Origin of the sequence: Acinetobacter sp. 102 (assembly GCF_037028485.1) — a bacterium.
GTDB classification, from domain to species: Bacteria; Pseudomonadota; Gammaproteobacteria; order Pseudomonadales; family Moraxellaceae; genus Acinetobacter; species Acinetobacter higginsii.
Map to the genome: position 1 here is coordinate 137,228 of NZ_JAZEZK010000009.1, position 16,080 is coordinate 153,307.

The following is a 16,080-nucleotide window of genomic DNA, read 5'->3' on the forward strand; positions in this document are numbered from 1 at the left end:
ATTGAGTTTAGGTCAGGGCATTTTTTAAGGAATACTTATTTCAAACTGACGCAAGATCTTACACAGTTGAATCATGGGTAAGCCCATCAAGGTGGTTTGATCATCGCCCACCATTTTTTCAAATAAGCTAATCCCCAAGCTTTCACATTTAAAACTACCCGCACAATGCAAGGGCTGGTCAATTTCAATATAACGCTCAATTTCTGGTAATGTCAGCTGACGAAACTTAACTTGGTAATGTTCGACCAGTGTGGTTTCAAAGCCAGATTGCAAATGTTGGACGCTGATCGCGGTACTGAAAAAGACCGTCTGACCTGAGTTTGCCTGCAATTGTTGAATGGCATTTTCAACGCTTAAGGGTTTACCTATAAAGTCATAAGGAGCATGTTCGCGCCAAGCCACCTGATCTGAACCAATCACAATGGCATCAGGATGTTGCTGAGCAATCACCCCCGCTTTCTCAAAAGCAAGACGTTTAGCCAAATCATCGGCATGTATTTCCCCTGATGCAGATTCATCAACATCAGGGGAAATACAGCGATAATTCAACCTTAAACGATCCATCAGATCTTTACGGGTTTGACTGCTGGACGCCAAAATCAATTCATGTTGGTTCATTACACCGCGTATTCCACAAGGATATTCAAGGGAACATAATGCAGTACGGCATTATGGCAAGCATTCAACTTAATCGGTGGTGCTTGTCCTGCTTGATAAGCTTCGACCCAACGCGTCACACAGATACACCAGAAGTCACCTGGTTTAAGACCAGGGAAGCCGACTTCGGGTAACGGTGTAATGAGATCATTGCCGACTTTTTGCGAGAAATTTAGAAATTCAGAAGTCATTTGTGCACACATTGTATGCTGACCTAAATCGGTGACCGCCGTGTGGCAAAAGCCATTACGAAAATACCCAGTGATCGGGTCATAACAACAGCTGGCTAAAGGTTCGCCAAGCACGTTTAAACGATTAATTTTTGGATCTGGATGAATTGACATAATAATAGAAAGATTTAGTGACGGTGATTATCATAATCAAAACTGAAGCTTTCGGCAGCTTTTCTGCAAAAAAACTCACCTTTATTTCAGAGAATCATTTAAAATTACGCCGTTTTTAAAATCAACTAGAGAGCCATCCATGAATTTTCAGCGCATGACTGATCTTGATTTAGCAGGTAAACGAGTTCTTATTCGTGAAGACTTAAACGTTCCTGTAAAAAATGGGGAAATTACCAGTGATGCACGTTTACGTGCTGCATTGCCAACTATTAAAGCGGCTTTAGAAAAAGGCGCGGCAGTGATGGTATTTTCTCATCTTGGTCGTCCTGTAGAAGGTGAGCCAAAACCAGAACAATCACTTGCACCAGTTGCTGCTTACTTAAGCAAAGCGTTGGGTCAAGATGTTAAATTATTCACAGATTATTTAGATGGCGTTGAAGTGGCTGCGGGTCAAGTTGTGTTACTTGAAAACGTTCGTTTCAACCACGGCGAAAAGAAAAATAACCAAGAACTTGCGAAGAAATACGCTGCATTATGCGACGTATTCGTCATGGATGCATTCGGTACGGCGCACCGTGCAGAAGCATCAACTGAAGGTGCAGCACGTTTTGCGCCAATCGCAGCTGCGGGTCCTTTATTGGCAGCTGAGTTAGATGCGCTTGGCCGTGCAATGCAAACACCAGAAAAACCAATGGTTGCGATTGTTGCAGGCTCTAAAGTATCAACTAAACTTGATGTGTTGACTTCATTGTCTACCATCTGTGATCAATTGATCGTGGGTGGTGGTATTGCCAATACCTTCTTGGCTGCAGCTGGTTTTAATGTTGGTAAATCACTTTACGAAGCGGATTTGGTTGAAACTGCAAAACAAATTGCAGCAAAAGTGAGTGTTCCATTACCTACAGATGTTGTGGTTGCAGATGCAAGCCAAATCAACTTTGAAGATTTCCTTGGTTCATTGGCAAGTGCACAAGCTGTTGTGAAAAACGTGGCTGATGTCACTGATACCGATATGATTTTGGATGTGGGTCCTGAAACGGCTAAAGCATTTGCAGACATCTTAAAATCTTCTAAAACAATTCTTTGGAATGGCCCAGTGGGTGTTTTCGAAGTCGATCAATTCGGTGAAGGAACTAAAACACTTTCATTGGCGATTGCTGAATCTGCTGGTTTCTCGATTGCAGGTGGTGGTGATACGCTTGCTGCGATTGATAAATATCAAGTTGCTGATCAAATTGGTTATATCTCAACAGGTGGCGGTGCATTCTTAGAGTTCGTAGAAGGCAAAACTTTACCTGCTGTTGCAGTTTTACTTGAGCGTGCTTAATCAATTTTTAATTTATTGATTAATCAAGAGATAGTTTTAAAAGAGTCGATTTAAATCGGCTCTTTTTACTTTTGCACAACGTTGTCGTCATCAAAATGTCACATATCTGAAATATGCTTGTCATAACTTAACCAAGTAACTGTGGAAAGCCGTGATGAAATTTAAATTAACCCTTGCCGCTCTAATTATTGCTCCAATCATGCTGACTGCATGTGCAAAGAAAGAAGAAGCGAAAAATGCTGAACAGCAAGACCAAACAGCTGCTGCTGTATCAACACAGACATCCCCAGAGCAACAAGCTGCAATTGATGCGATTGATAAACCGAATTTAGATGAAAAGAATACTGATGTTGCTGAACAAGGTGCAGCATCTGAAGTCGCTGCGAGCGAAGCGCACTAAGTGATTTAGAAAATAAAAGCCGATGTTTTTACATCGGCTTTTTTGTATTTATGAATTAGCTTTGCAGTAGAAGGTAAGCGTGGTTTGATAATCATCATCTCGAGCTAAAGAGGCATTCTTGCCCGTAAGTGTGCCGAGTACACCAGCTGCAGCTTCAACCATTTTACCTGTTTGTTCATCGACCACACCTTTTAGTACGCCTTGGTACGCGGTTTTTTCGTCAACAACAACTGGGGCTGTGTTACGGGTACAGGTTTTTTGAGCGGCAGTTACTGCATTGTTTTTTGCAATCAGGTTGGTTTTACCAATACCTGTGACTTCGTACTGATTATTTTCTTTTTGAATTGCCAACGTGTTGGTTGGTGTAGATGCACATGCTGTCAATCCGAGTGCCAAGCCACCAACTAAACTCATGATTAAGGTTTTTTTCATTACTTGTTCTCAAGTCGTTACATAATTGTATTATTGGAACATAGAATTTCTGAGTGCTTTTGCAGGTTATGTACAGTTTGTGCAGACACTCTGTAAATTTTCTCAAATGAATGATGAGTTTAGCGATGATGATATTTGTTATTTACCAACGAAATTCAATTATAGACATCTGTGACAAGCAAGAATTAAGCATAGTGGAAATCATTCAGATTATGCTAATCTAGCGCCATCCTTGTGTTAGTTAGATTCATTTCAATGACGGACTCAAATATAGAGACAATTCATCAAAATATTCATCAACGTCAATCTATTGGGCAACTGATTGAGCCTGCACCAAATACAGAACAACTCGAAAAAGCAGTGCAAGCTGCATTGACTGCACCTGATCATCATCGTTTAAAACCAACTCGTTTTGTGATTGTGACTCCTGAACTACGTGCGGCTTTTGGTGAGCAATTAGCGAGTGCTTTAGCAGATTTAGGTGAGACAGATCCTGCACAACTTGATCGAGTGAAACAGCATCCGTTTCGTGCGCCTCTGTTGGTTTTAGCCTTAACCACGATTCAAGATCATCCTAAAGTTCCACACTTTGAACAGATTTTAAGTACAGGTGCTGCGATTCAAAACTTCTTGTTGTCATTACAAGCACAAGGCTTTGCAACCATGTGGCGTTCTGGGGCTGTGGTTGAATCGAATTGGTTGAAACAGCAATTGGGATTAAAACAACAGGATCTTATTTCTGGAATTATTTATATTGGAACAGCAGCGAAAGCGATTGCGCCAAGAGCAGAAATAGATAGTCAAGATTTTGTAAAAGTATGGCAAGTAACCTAAGCTTTGTTTTGCATGATTAAAGAAAGAAATTCGTTTCAGGATAAAAAATGACAGAGTTAAATTTTAGTGATTTAGTTGAGCCAGTTGCCGTAGATCAGAAAACAGCATTAAGAATTACGGTCTTGGGCGGTGGTAGTTTTGGTACAGCGATGGCAAATTTAGCGACCAGAAATGGTTGCGATACCATGATTTGGATTCGTGATGCCGCTGTTGCGGAAGAAATTAATCAAACACATATCAATAAACGCTATTTACCTGATTATCCATTGGAACCTGCTTTGCGTGCAGTGGCTGACCTAGAGCTTGCTGTACGTGATCGTGACATTATTTTGGTTGCCATTCCAAGCCATTCATTCCGTGATGTACTCAAACAGATTGCGCCGTTTATTACTTCTCAGGCTGTGGTTTCATTGACCAAAGGCATTGAAGCAAAAACCTTTAGTTTTATGAGCGATATTATTCGCACAGAACTGCCAGAAGTGCCGTACGGTGTTTTATCTGGTCCAAATCTTGCCAAAGAAATCATGGCGGGTATGCCTTCAGGAACGGTTATCGCCAGTGAGTCAGAACTAGTTCGTTATGCGGTGCAACATGCTTTACATAGTGCTTTATTCCGCGTGTTTGGTAGCGACGATGTGCATGGTGTTGAATTGGGTGGTGCGTTAAAAAATATTTATGCAGTTGCCATGGGTATGGGTGGGGCTTATAAAATTGGTGAAAATACCAAAAGTATGATCCTCACTCGTGCGTTGGCAGAGATGAGCCGTTTTGCAGTGAAACAGGGTGCAAATCCATTAACCTTTTTGGGATTGTCTGGTGTTGGAGATTTATTTGCCACCTGTAACAGTCCATTAAGTCGTAACTATCAAATTGGTTTTGCATTAGGTTCTGGGAAAACACTGGATCAAGCGACTAAGGAGCTCGGTCAAACTGCGGAAGGGATTAATACAATCGTCCAAGTGCGAACTAAAGCGGAAGAGCTGGATGTATATATGCCAATTACCAATGCGCTGTATGATGTGATTTTTGAAGGTGCGCCACCAATGACCATTGCGTTGTCTTTGATGAAAAATGGTCATCGCAGTGATGTGGAATTTGTTTTACCTCATCATGAAGTCTAGGGGTCTGTTGATATTTCATGCATGCTTGAAATATCAACAGACCTAATTAAAACTGTCATCTATTCGCGTTATGATGCAGCTATAAAAAATAAGGTCGTTTTATGCAGTTAACTTTAGTTCGTCACGGTGAAGCATCTCCAGCCATCAATGGAAATGATATACAGCGTCCACTTACACCACGTGGACATCAACAAGCTGAGCAAACAGGACATTTCTTAAAAGATGTGATTCAACCTGAGATTTTTGTGGTGAGTCCACTGTTACGTGCTCAAGAAACTTTGGCGCATATCAAGGCACATTTTCACGGCATTCCTGTGTTAATTTGCGATAAGATTAAGCCAGATGATGATGCCAAGGATGCGATTGAATGGTTATCCAAATTACCGTATGAGTCGATTGCAGTGGTGTGTCATATGAATGTTGTGGCACATATTGAAGAACAATTGACACACGAAGGCTTTAATCCATTTGCATTGGCCGAAGCACGTATTTATGATCAAGCTGTGATCGCGAATGGTTTGTCGACACAAAAGAATCGTTTTACACCAACATTATAATTTTTATATATCCGCAATAGGATAAGGGTACTGAACACCGATGCTGTATATATGGATGCCCGAAACCAATGGAACATGGTATTGGTCGGCAGGGGAAAATTGGTTGCAGGCACAAAGTCTTGAACAGTTGATTCAGGACTTGCAAGAGCATCATGGAAAAGAGGCTGTGGTTTATTTTCCAAGCCGAAATGCGCAATTATTACAACAATCAATGACCAAGGCGCATTACAAACAATTGGGGCAAGAGGGCATCAAATATCTCTTGGAAGAGTTTGTCACCTTACCGATTGACCATATGAAGGTTGTACATCATTTTCATAATGATCAACTCAATATCTTGGGTGTTGCACAATCTACGATTGAAACGTGGCAACATGCACTGAGTCTTTTGCCGATCCAGATAGCAGCATTTTTACCAGACTTTTTGATTTTACCAGAACCAGAACCGAATCAAGTGGTGTTGCTCAACCTGTACGATCACTTATTGGTGAGAGAAAATGCATGGACAGGTAACTCTGTTGATGATTTAGGTTTGTTCCTAGAGTTTCAGGCTGCAGAAACACAGTATAAATTTGCCAACCTGAATACCAGTCAACTTGATAGCCTCGCGACTGCATCGAGTAAAGATCAGCGGACCGAATTCAGTTATCAATTTGAACAATTGTTAAGGCCTAAACAGCATCCATTTAATGTTCTACCTAAATCAAAAAATGCAGAAGTGCATTGGTCTGGTTATTGGAAAGCTGCAGCCGCAGTCCTCTTGGCTGTGATTGTGGTGCAATTGGGTTATGATGCTTTACGTTGGTCAAAACTGAAAAAAGTTGCGGATCAAACCGCAAGCCAAGCGATTGAGCAGTATAAATCTTGGTTTGGTGAAAATAGTCGTGTCACAGAACAAAATATTAAAAGCCAGTTTGAAAGCCAATTACGTATGAGCCAACTTGGCGATACGCAAGCACTTTCGCTGTTAAGCCGTGTTGGACCAATCTTGATGCAAAAACAGATTGTTGCTCAGCAAGTCAGTTATGATGCTTCAGTATTGGCTATGTCACTCAAAGCAAAATCTGCGGATGATTTACAAGGATTAACTCAACAATTAAACCAACAAGGTTTCCAAGCTGAATTAGGCAATGTTCAGGCGGATACGGTTGGCGCAATTGGGGTGGTAAAAGTAAAATAATGAAAGCATTAACACGATTACAAAATAGCTTTGATCAGAAAATTGAAGCATTAAATGAATATCTACAAGGCTTATCTGTTCGTGAACGGGTAATGGTGATTTTTACCACCATTTTTGTCATTGTGACCGTGATTGGTTTTGCTTTGTGGAAAACGCATGCATTGGCAGACCAACAACAAAAACGGTTAAATGAATTAAAAGATCTAACCGTGTGGATGCAGAGTAATGCGGCGACAATGAAGCCTGCAAATGATGTGGGATTGACTGCAGCAGATAAAATACAACGAACGGCCCAACAACAAGGTTTGGCTGTTTCTTCACAGCAAAATGGTGAGCAGATTCAGCTTGTTGCAGAACACCAGAATTATGCTGTGTTGGCTAACTTTTTGATGCAGTTGTCTCAAATGGGTATCAGTATCCAAAAAATGGATATGGTCTCTAACAATAATCAGATTAAATTAACTGCAACAGTACAGTAAGCAATTAAAAACCCTATGTCAGGCATGGCGTTTTGATACGCCTATGCCTATAATGTGCCTACTTGAAAATCAGTAGACTGTGATTGGTATGTTATATTCATTGGCTCGCCCTTTGTTGTTTACTTTAGCACCAGAGCGTGCACATGAACTGACTCTCTCTATGCTCGATAAAGCCCATAAAATTGGCTTTATGCATCAGAAAGTTGCGGCAAAACCTGTGACCTGTATGGGAATTGAATTTCCAAATCCTGTTGGTCTTGCGGCCGGTTTAGATAAAAATGGTGCGCATATTGATGCTTTAGCTGCATTAGGTTTTGGTTTTATCGAGATTGGAACCATTACTCCACGTCCACAAGCAGGTAATCCTCAACCACGTTTATTTCGTATCCCTCAAGCAAAAGCCATTATTAACCGCATGGGTTTTAATAATGATGGCGTGGATAAACTGATTGAAAATGTAAAAGCGTCAAAATTTAAAGGTGTTTTAGGGATCAATATCGGTAAAAATGCGGACACACCTGTTGAAGATGCAGTATCTGACTATTTGATTTGCCTAGAAAAAGTTTATAATTACGCTTCTTATATTACGGTTAATATTTCATCGCCAAATACAAAAAATTTACGTAGTTTGCAAAGTGGTGATGCGCTCACTGAGTTGTTACAAACTTTAAAAGATCGCCAACTCGAACTGGCAAATCAATATAATCATTATGTTCCTCTCGTTCTTAAAGTGGCACCAGATTTAACTTCAGAAGATATTCAATTCATTGCAGCACAATTATTGCAATTTAAAATTGATGGACTAATCGTAACCAATACCACGCTAGGGCGTGAAGGTGTTGAAAACTTGCCAAATGGAAACGAGGCAGGTGGTTTGTCAGGTGCACCCGTATTTGAAAAGAGTACCGAATGTTTAGCTCAATTTGCCAAAGTATTGGCGGGTCAAATTCCATTGATTGGTGTCGGTGGTATTTTGTCTGGTGAACAAGCGGTTGCCAAACAGCAAGCTGGAGCGAGCTTGGTACAGGTTTATAGCGGGTTGATTTATACCGGCCCAACACTTGTGAAAGATTGTATTAATGCGATGACTGTGTGAAATGAACACACTTGATATCATCATTCTGGTCATTTTGCTCATTGGAGGGCTGAACGGTTTGCGTCAAGGATTTATCAAAGCCTTTGCGAACTTGATCGGATGGATATTCGCATTGATCATTGGGGCAAAATACGCTGTGGTTTTGGCACCTGCAATGAGCAGTCTAAGCCAAGACCCTGTTGTGCAAAAAATCGCAGCATTTGCCTTTATTGTGTTGATCATTGTGGTGTGTACATGGATTGTGTCCGCATTACTGAATGGGCTCTTGAAAAGTCTGAAATTGGGCCCATTAAATCGTTTAGCAGGTGGAGCATTTGGTTCTCTCAAAGGATTACTGATTGTATTGATCGCAATGCAGGGTTTAGGACCTTGGGTTGAGAGTTCACCGCACTGGAAACAGTCTAAATTTGTACAAATTCTATTACCTTATGCACCTTTGGCAACTGAATTGTCCAAAGATGCAGCAAATCAAGCTTTAAATCAAATGACATCGGAAGGCGCGTTGTTACATCGCCCTTCGACTGAAATGGACCAGTCAGAACGTGCTTCAGTTGATGAGCGTTCTGATCATTCGACGAAAAATCCTTTTTATTAATCGCTAGCTTGTCGCGAGGTTGCTATGTGTGGAGTTGTTGGGATAGCCGGTAAATCACCAGTGAACCAAATGTTATTTGATGCCTTAACGATGCTGCAACATCGAGGACAAGATGCTGCAGGGATCGTAACCTGCCATCAAGGGCGTTTATTCCTCCGCAAAGATAACGGTATGGTACGTGATGTATTCCATACGCGTCATATGCGTGCATTGCTTGGTAACTACGGGATCGGACATGTTCGTTACCCAACTGCTGGTTCATCAAGCAGTGCTGAAGCACAACCATTTTATGTGAACTCACCTTATGGCATTACGCTTGCTCATAATGGGAACTTGACCAACGCTGCAGAAATTCATGATGATCTGTTCAAAACAGATTTACGTCATATGAATACTGATTCGGATTCTGAAGTTTTACTCAATGTTTTTGCACATGAGCTACAAAAGATCAGAACTTTAAATCCAAGCCCAGATGATATTTTCCACACCGTATCTCGCGTACATGAGCGTTGTAAAGGGGCTTATGGTGTTGTAGCGATGATCACTGGTCATGGCTTGGTCGGTTTCCGTGATCCAAACGGGATTCGTCCTTTGATTTATGGTTCTCGTGAAACTGAACAAGGTGTTGAATACATTATCGCATCTGAATCTGTTGCGATTACTGCACTTGGTTTTAAAGTTGAACGTGATATCGCACCAGGCGAAGCGATCTTTATCGATTCAGAAGGACAGTTGTTTACCAAACAATGCGCTGCAAATCCTGAATATCGTCCGTGTATTTTTGAATATGTGTATTTTGCTCGTCCAGATGCCATTATTGATGGGATTTCAGTCTATAAAGCCCGTTTAAAAATGGGTGAAAAACTGGCGTATAAAATCTTGAAAGAATGGGGTGAGCAGCATGATATTGATGTTGTGATTCCAATTCCAGATACCAGTCGTACCTCTGCATTAGAGCTGGCAAATATTTTAGGTGTGAAATTCCGTGAAGGTTTTATGAAAAACCGCTATATCGGACGTACCTTCATTATGCCGGGTCAGCAGCAACGTAAAAAATCAGTTCGTCAAAAATTGAACCCTGTAGAACTTGAGTTTAAAGACAAGAATGTACTGTTGGTCGATGACTCGATTGTTCGTGGTACCACCTGTAATGAAATCATTCAGATGGCGCGTGACTCAGGTGCGAAGAAAGTCTTCTTTGCTTCTGCCGCACCAATGGTGAAATATCCAAATGTGTATGGTATTGATATGCCAGCCAAGGCGGAGTTGATTGCGTCAGGTCGTACAGTAGAAGAAATCCGTGAAAACATTGGTGCAGATCGTTTAATTTTCCAAGATTTGGAGGATTTGAAAAATGCAGTTCGTACCAGCAAAGTACCAGATTTAACTGAATTTGATTGTTCGGTGTTTGATGGTGTCTATGTCGCGGGTGGTATTGATAAGGCATATCTGGATGCACTTGAGCAAAAACGTAGTGATGCTGCGAAAAGTAAATCAGATGGTTATATCGATGTGAATATCGATGCCGCATCAGTTGACTTAACTGGGATCAAAGAAGAGTAATCTCATCTTAATCTATAGAAAAGCGGGAATTTCCCGCTTTTTTATTTTATGATAGTGGGTACGGAAACCCTAACTGAAACAATGTAATCAGGAAAACTTACATTGAAAGAAATGAGCCATTATTTAATTGAAAATAAAAATATTGCATGGTCAGTTAGTTTCTGTCTTATCGCAATGTTATTAACGGTCTTTATTCTCAATTTAATTTTGGGTTTGGTCGTTCATTTCTTTGATTATACCCAACCGATTTGGTGGCATGTACTTAGTCCTTATTTCATTGTAGTCCTTATTTTCGTCTTGTTTTGGTCTGTAGGGGCGGAGCTATATGTATTACGTGAGGGCGGTCACTCGCTGGCAAAGCAGCTAAAAGCACGTCGCTTAGTTTTCGATGAAAGTACGCCAGAAGAAAGTACTGCCTTAAAAGTTGTAGAACAGGTCGCTAAAAGTTTTGATATTGATACGCCCGCGGTTTATGTACTCCCTGATGAAGTTGGGGTGAATGCTTTAACTGCAGGGTTTAGATCACAGGATATTGTGATTATTTTGACTTGGGGTGCATTACAAAACCTGGATGAACTTGAACTTTATGGCTTACTCAGTTATGAATTTAATCAGATTTTATCGGGTGAAGCTGTTGAAAATACTAAGCTAAAAATTTTATATAGTGGTTTAACTACTTTTAGCCAGTGGGGCAGTAAGCTTGCTCAGGCGGGTTATAATCCCTATGCAACGACTTATCGAAATAAATTTGAAACCATCTTTGTTGCGATTGGTGGGGTAATTTGGTTAATCGGTAGTTTGGGTATTTTAATTACACGTTGTATTAAATATTTGACTTTAAGTGGCCGTACCTTCCGTAATGATCTCAAGACCATGCGCTTGATGAACAATAATGCCAATGTGCAAACCTTGTTACGGATTTATGTGCATCACTCAGGATCGCAGATCCATAGTGCTTATTCTGAGTCGATTTCGCATATGTGCTTTGCTAACTCGCTGAGTCCGCAGAGCTGGATGAATATTCATCCCAGTATTAAAGAACGAATTTACGAATTAAATCCAACTTTGTTGCAAGATCTGCAATTAGAAAATCTACGCAAGCTTCGTAATCGCCCGTTATTTAGCCTCTTTCGCTCGTTAGAAGAGGAAAGTGCCGAGCTCACCATGCCATGGAGTTCGCCACAGCCATTACCTTTATTGCGTTTATCACCGATTAGTTTTGCACTGAATGATGCAATCAAACCACTTAATCCAGAAGTTCGAAAGAATAAGAAACGCCCTGAGTTAATTCAACGGGCAATGCAAACAGCGACGGGTTCTCGTGAGGTCATGGTTGCGATTTTGATGATTCGTCAGTATCGCGAATTTATTCCGCAAGAAGCACCGGTCAGCCATGCGATTGTCGATGCTTTATTGAATTTGGATGGTCGTATTCATGTGCAGATTTTCCATGATGCCTGCAAAAATATTGGGCATATGCCGACCAGTATTGCACGCCAATTCTTAACCAAGTTGGCGTGTATCATTCAAGAAGATGGTGAAGTCGGTTTGCTTGATGCATTGTTGTTGGAACGGGTGAAACATGAACTCAATTTAATGCCTGCACATTTGCCTGCGGCTTTTGAAGATGTCAAATCTCAGATTGTACATTTGATCGATGCCTTACTGCATGTACAGCAAATTAATAGTCCGAACCAGCTCGAAGTTCGTGAACGTATCTTGCAGATGCTTTTAACTGAAGATGAAATGCAAATTTATGCAGATATTTCAGATGAGCCTTTGGACTTGGCGGAAATTTTGAATGATGTCTCTGGTTTGTTATTACGCGATCGCCTTAATATTTTGTCGATTGCAGAAAGATGTTTGTGGAATGATCGGATTATTACCCAAGATGAATTAGATGTTTTAGGGCTTTTGTATTGGCGTTTAGGCTTTGATACACATGAAGTGGTCGAACAGATGCAGAAGAAAAATAGTTTAATGATTATTTAACAGAAATTCAGGCATTTGTCTGAATATTTTTTGCTAAAAGGTTACGTGACAATCACATAAAATGATGACATTTCAGGTTAAGCTTGCCGTTTATTTTTATTCTGCTATTACGTTCTTTTGAGTAAGTTATGGAACATATTGAAATTTTAAAAGCCTTGTTTTTAGGTTTTATTGAGGGTCTTACCGAATTCTTGCCCATTTCAAGCACAGGTCATTTGATTTTATTTGGTCATATGATCGACTTTCATTCAGATGATGGTCGTGTTTTTGAAGTTGTTATTCAGCTTGGTGCGATTTTGGCTGTGTGCTGGTTGTATCGTCAAAAGATTTTTGACTTGGTCAAAGGCTTCTTTAGTGGAGATGCTGAAGCACGTCACTTTGCCTTTAGTGTCTTACTCGCTTTCATTCCAGCAGTCGTGATTGGTATTTTTGCGGTCGATTTCATTAAGAGTGTCTTGTTTAGCCCGCTGGTGGTTGCTGTTGCTTTAATTGTGGGTGGTCTGATTATCTTCTGGGTTGAATCAAAGAATTTTGATCATAAAACAACGGATGCGACCAAGATCACTTATAAACAAGCATTCTTGGTGGGGTGTGCGCAATGTGTTGCGATGATTCCAGGGACTTCACGTTCAGGTGCGACCATCGTTGGTGGTATGTTCTCTGGATTGTCTCGTAAGGCAGCAACCGAGTTTTCGTTCTTCTTGGCGATGCCAACCATGTTGGGTGCGGCGGTATTTGATTTGGCCCGTAATGCGGATGTCTTAACGCAAGACAATATGCTGAATATTGCTGTTGGCTTTGTCGCAGCATTTATTTCTGCACTATTGGTGGTCAGTGCCTTGGTGAAATTTGTGGAACGCCATACCTTACGAGTATTTGCTTGGTACCGTATTGTGCTTGGTATTATTCTGTTATTTGTCTTTTTATAAAAATAAAAACATCTCCCTTTTGGCAACTGCGAAAAGGGAGATTCTCAGTTAAAATTTCTTTTCTTTATTTTAAATCCTTCAGATCTGGTTCGATAGCACGATGACAATAGTGAAAATGAATGCTCGAGACTTAATTATTGATTTGCTGTTAGGACTTCAAGGTCGAGCGATTTCAATTAAACAAATCATTATTGCAGCGCGGCTTTTTGAAATCAGTGAAAATAGTATTCGGGTTGCTGTGACACGGTTATCCAGTGATGGTGTGATTGAAGCCATTGAACGTGGCGTCTATCAATTTACAGTTCAATCGCACGAATGGGCAAATGTCATGCTGAATCGTAAGCATGGTATTAAACAAACCAAAGTATGGGCACATCACTATTTAGCTGTTTTTACAGGTGAACTTGGGCGGGTTGATCGTACTGCATTAAATCGTCGTGAAAGAGCATTAAAGCATTTTGGCTTTAAAGAATTAGAGCAGGGCATTTATATACGTCCTGATAATTTGGTCATTACATTTGACCAGCTTATTTCAGAGTTAAAAGCTTCAGGCTTAGAAAATAGTGCCAAGATCTGTCAAATTGGCCATTTTGATGCACATACTTTGGCGCTCATCCCCGCACTTTGGCCCACTCAAACCTTAAATCTTAACTATGAAAAATATAGCCAAATGATTCAAAAATGGCTGTCGACTGTCGACCAGCTTAATTTGGAAGACGCAGCGCGAGAGTCTTTATTATTGGGTCGACAAACCATTTCCTTATTGATGAATGATCCATTATTGCCAGAAGGTTTTGTTGATGTGCAACTTCGCGAGCAATTTGCGCAGAGCGTACAACAGTTGGATCAGACAGGATTGAACGTATGGCAGAAGTTTTATGAAAGTAGTCTTGAGTAAATATTCATTACAAATATTACATAAAATTTAATTTTAATTTATTGACAGAAATATTACTTAATTTAGAATAAAAATATAAATTGTGTAGTTTTAAAAATAAAACAAATGCAGGATAGGGATATGAATACACGTGTAGCGATTAGTGATTTATTCTCGCGAGAGGAAATTACTGAGTTAACAGCCAAGTCTGATGCGCACGGCAGTTGGGCTGTGTTTTCGACATGGGCTGTGATTGGTGGAACTTTTGCGGCTGTAGCTAGCTCTTGGGAGTATTTACCTGCTTGGGGTAAATTACTCATGTGTGTTGCAGCCTTGGTCATTTTGGCTGGCCGTCAGTTGGCACTCGCGATCATCATGCATGACGCTTCCCATCAAAGTTTATTTAAAACCAAATGGTTGAATGATACCTTGACGGATTGGTTATGCGCGCGTCCGATTTGGAATGATCTACATAAATATCGTGCCCATCATATGCGTCATCATAGTAAAACCTCTACGGTCGATGATCCTGATTTATCCTTAGTTACAGGTTTTCCAACCACGAAAAAATCCTTAATGCGTAAATTTATGCGTGATTTGTCTGGCGTGACGGGGTTTAAGTTTGCGGTCGGCCGAGTGTTGATGGATATTGAAAAAATGGAGTGGACGGTATCAAACGACCGCCGCTGGATTTCTCAGGAAGGCAAACACTGGAGCGATTATCCTAAAGCATTCCTAAAAAATAGTGGTGGTGCAATTGCAACTAACGCTGCTCTATTTTCAGCGTTGTGGGCAGCGGGGCATCCTAAACTTTATGCATTATGGGTTGTGGCGTATTTGACCCCATTTCCTTTATTCCTCAGAGTCCGTTCAATGGCAGAGCATGCAGGAATGGAAACCAGTCATAGTGCTTTAACCAATACGCGTACAACTAAGGCAGGCTATATTGCTCGTGCTTTGGTTGCACCAATCAATGTCAACTATCATAAAGAACATCATTTGATGGCAGCTGTACCTTATTTTAAATTGCCAAAAATGCACCAGATGTTAAGACAACGCGGTCATGTTGCCGAACCACCAAGCTATTGGCAAGTGCTGAATGAGCTTTCAGCTAAAGCGGATTAAATATTGGATTTTTTAGGGCTCTGTTTTAAATCGGGGCTCACACAACAGGAATGGTGGAAAAGAGTATGGCAATGGATAAACAAGAAATTATTGGATTTTTAGCACAAGAATTTCCGCAGGCGTTACAAAAAAGTACCATTGAGGAGATTCCTCCTAAGGGGGCACAGCTACTTTATCGTGTCGATGCAGGAGACCTGCGTCCAGGACAAACTGTTTCTGGCCCAACGCTGATGTTGATTGCAGACTATGTACTCTATATTGCCATCTTGGGGCATCTGGGGCTGGTTGCAATGGCAGTCACCACCAATATGACCATTAATTTTTTTCGTAAACCCAATGGTAATCGGGATATTCGGGCTGTGTGTAAGTTGATTAAAGTCGGGAAAACTTTGGTCACAGGTGAAGTTTGGCTATATTCTCTGGATGATGAAGAACCAGTTGCGCATGTAATTGGAACTTATGCACTACCACAAAGTTCACCATCGACCTTAGGCGGATGAAACGTTCAAAATACTCGCGCAACTGAATGATTGGCTGTAAATCCGTTAAAAATAAAAATCTCGTCATAGGAT

The 16,080-nt window shown here is 40.7% G+C and carries 18 protein-coding genes; 15 read left to right on the forward strand and 3 right to left on the reverse strand.

Features of this window, described 5'->3' with window-relative positions; all coding sequences use genetic code 11:
• Nucleotides 1–24 precede the first annotated feature (24 nt).
• On the reverse strand, nt 25–618 hold the full coding sequence (locus tag WA352_RS11015) for a Maf family protein (protein WP_033134080.1): 594 nt from the start codon (nt 616–618) through the stop codon (nt 25–27).
• Complete coding sequence (locus tag WA352_RS11020) at nt 618–1,001, reverse strand: DUF2237 family protein (RefSeq protein WP_004653014.1); 384 nt, start codon at nt 999–1,001, stop codon at nt 618–620. The genes WA352_RS11015 and WA352_RS11020 overlap by 1 nt, the downstream gene beginning before the upstream one ends.
• A 139-nt stretch (nt 1,002–1,140) precedes the next feature.
• On the opposite strand from WA352_RS11020, the gene WA352_RS11025 reads away from it, so the two are divergent.
• Together WA352_RS11025 and WA352_RS11030 are read left to right on the forward strand one after the other, a co-directional pair.
• Nucleotides 1,141–2,328: a phosphoglycerate kinase gene (locus WA352_RS11025; RefSeq protein WP_005202901.1), complete on the forward strand. Its 1,188-nt coding sequence runs from the start codon at nt 1,141–1,143 to the stop codon at nt 2,326–2,328.
• A gap of 154 nt (nt 2,329–2,482) precedes the next feature.
• Entirely contained in the window at nt 2,483–2,728 is a 246-nt protein-coding gene (locus tag WA352_RS11030) for a hypothetical protein (protein ID WP_004807917.1), read from the forward strand.
• A gap of 48 nt (nt 2,729–2,776) precedes the next feature.
• Here the strand turns inward: WA352_RS11030 and WA352_RS11035 are convergent, their stop codons facing one another.
• Nucleotides 2,777–3,160: a hypothetical protein gene (locus WA352_RS11035; protein ID WP_004807915.1), complete on the reverse strand. Its 384-nt coding sequence runs from the start codon at nt 3,158–3,160 to the stop codon at nt 2,777–2,779.
• Between the two features lie 255 nt (nt 3,161–3,415).
• On the opposite strand from WA352_RS11035, the gene WA352_RS11040 reads away from it, so the two are divergent.
• From WA352_RS11040 to WA352_RS11100, 13 genes are all read left to right on the forward strand, one after another.
• Entirely contained in the window at nt 3,416–3,994 is a 579-nt protein-coding gene (locus WA352_RS11040; RefSeq protein ID WP_005202906.1) for a nitroreductase family protein, read from the forward strand.
• Between the two features lie 47 nt (nt 3,995–4,041).
• A complete protein-coding gene (locus tag WA352_RS11045) occupies nt 4,042–5,115 on the forward strand; it encodes an NAD(P)H-dependent glycerol-3-phosphate dehydrogenase (protein WP_004807911.1) in 1,074 nt (357 codons plus the stop codon).
• Between the two features lie 101 nt (nt 5,116–5,216).
• Nucleotides 5,217–5,672, forward strand: a complete 456-nt coding sequence (locus WA352_RS11050) for a SixA phosphatase family protein (RefSeq protein ID WP_005189535.1) — start codon at nt 5,217–5,219, stop codon at nt 5,670–5,672.
• A 40-nt stretch (nt 5,673–5,712) separates the two neighbouring features.
• The gene (gspL, locus tag WA352_RS11055; protein WP_033134079.1) at nt 5,713–6,852 is read left to right on the forward strand and encodes a type II secretion system protein GspL; all 1,140 of its coding nucleotides are present in this window, start codon (nt 5,713–5,715) and stop codon (nt 6,850–6,852) included.
• Complete coding sequence (gene gspM / locus WA352_RS11060; protein WP_005189530.1) at nt 6,852–7,331, forward strand: type II secretion system protein GspM; 480 nt, start codon at nt 6,852–6,854, stop codon at nt 7,329–7,331. The genes gspL and gspM overlap by 1 nt, the downstream gene beginning before the upstream one ends.
• Nucleotides 7,332–7,419: 88 nt before the next feature.
• Nucleotides 7,420–8,427, forward strand: a complete 1,008-nt coding sequence (locus WA352_RS11065; protein WP_033134102.1) for a quinone-dependent dihydroorotate dehydrogenase — start codon at nt 7,420–7,422, stop codon at nt 8,425–8,427.
• 1 nt (nt 8,428) lies between these two features.
• A complete protein-coding gene (locus tag WA352_RS11070; protein WP_004807899.1) occupies nt 8,429–9,022 on the forward strand; it encodes a CvpA family protein in 594 nt (197 codons plus the stop codon).
• Between the two features lie 24 nt (nt 9,023–9,046).
• Nucleotides 9,047–10,585: an amidophosphoribosyltransferase gene (gene purF / locus WA352_RS11075; protein ID WP_033134078.1), complete on the forward strand. Its 1,539-nt coding sequence runs from the start codon at nt 9,047–9,049 to the stop codon at nt 10,583–10,585.
• 102 nt (nt 10,586–10,687) lie between these two features.
• Nucleotides 10,688–12,577, forward strand: coding sequence for a M48 family metalloprotease (locus WA352_RS11080; RefSeq protein WP_164467928.1), 1,890 nt, complete (start codon nt 10,688–10,690; stop codon nt 12,575–12,577).
• Nucleotides 12,578–12,705: 128 nt separating this feature from the next.
• A complete protein-coding gene (locus tag WA352_RS11085) occupies nt 12,706–13,506 on the forward strand; it encodes an undecaprenyl-diphosphate phosphatase (protein ID WP_004807892.1) in 801 nt (266 codons plus the stop codon).
• A 100-nt stretch (nt 13,507–13,606) separates the two neighbouring features.
• Nucleotides 13,607–14,404, forward strand: coding sequence for a PaaX family transcriptional regulator (locus tag WA352_RS11090; protein ID WP_033134076.1), 798 nt, complete (start codon nt 13,607–13,609; stop codon nt 14,402–14,404).
• A gap of 120 nt (nt 14,405–14,524) precedes the next feature.
• Complete coding sequence (locus WA352_RS11095) at nt 14,525–15,508, forward strand: fatty acid desaturase family protein (protein ID WP_033134075.1); 984 nt, start codon at nt 14,525–14,527, stop codon at nt 15,506–15,508.
• 65 nt (nt 15,509–15,573) lie between these two features.
• Nucleotides 15,574–16,008, forward strand: coding sequence for a PaaI family thioesterase (locus tag WA352_RS11100; RefSeq protein WP_033134074.1), 435 nt, complete (start codon nt 15,574–15,576; stop codon nt 16,006–16,008).
• Nucleotides 16,009–16,080: the final 72 nt, after the last annotated feature.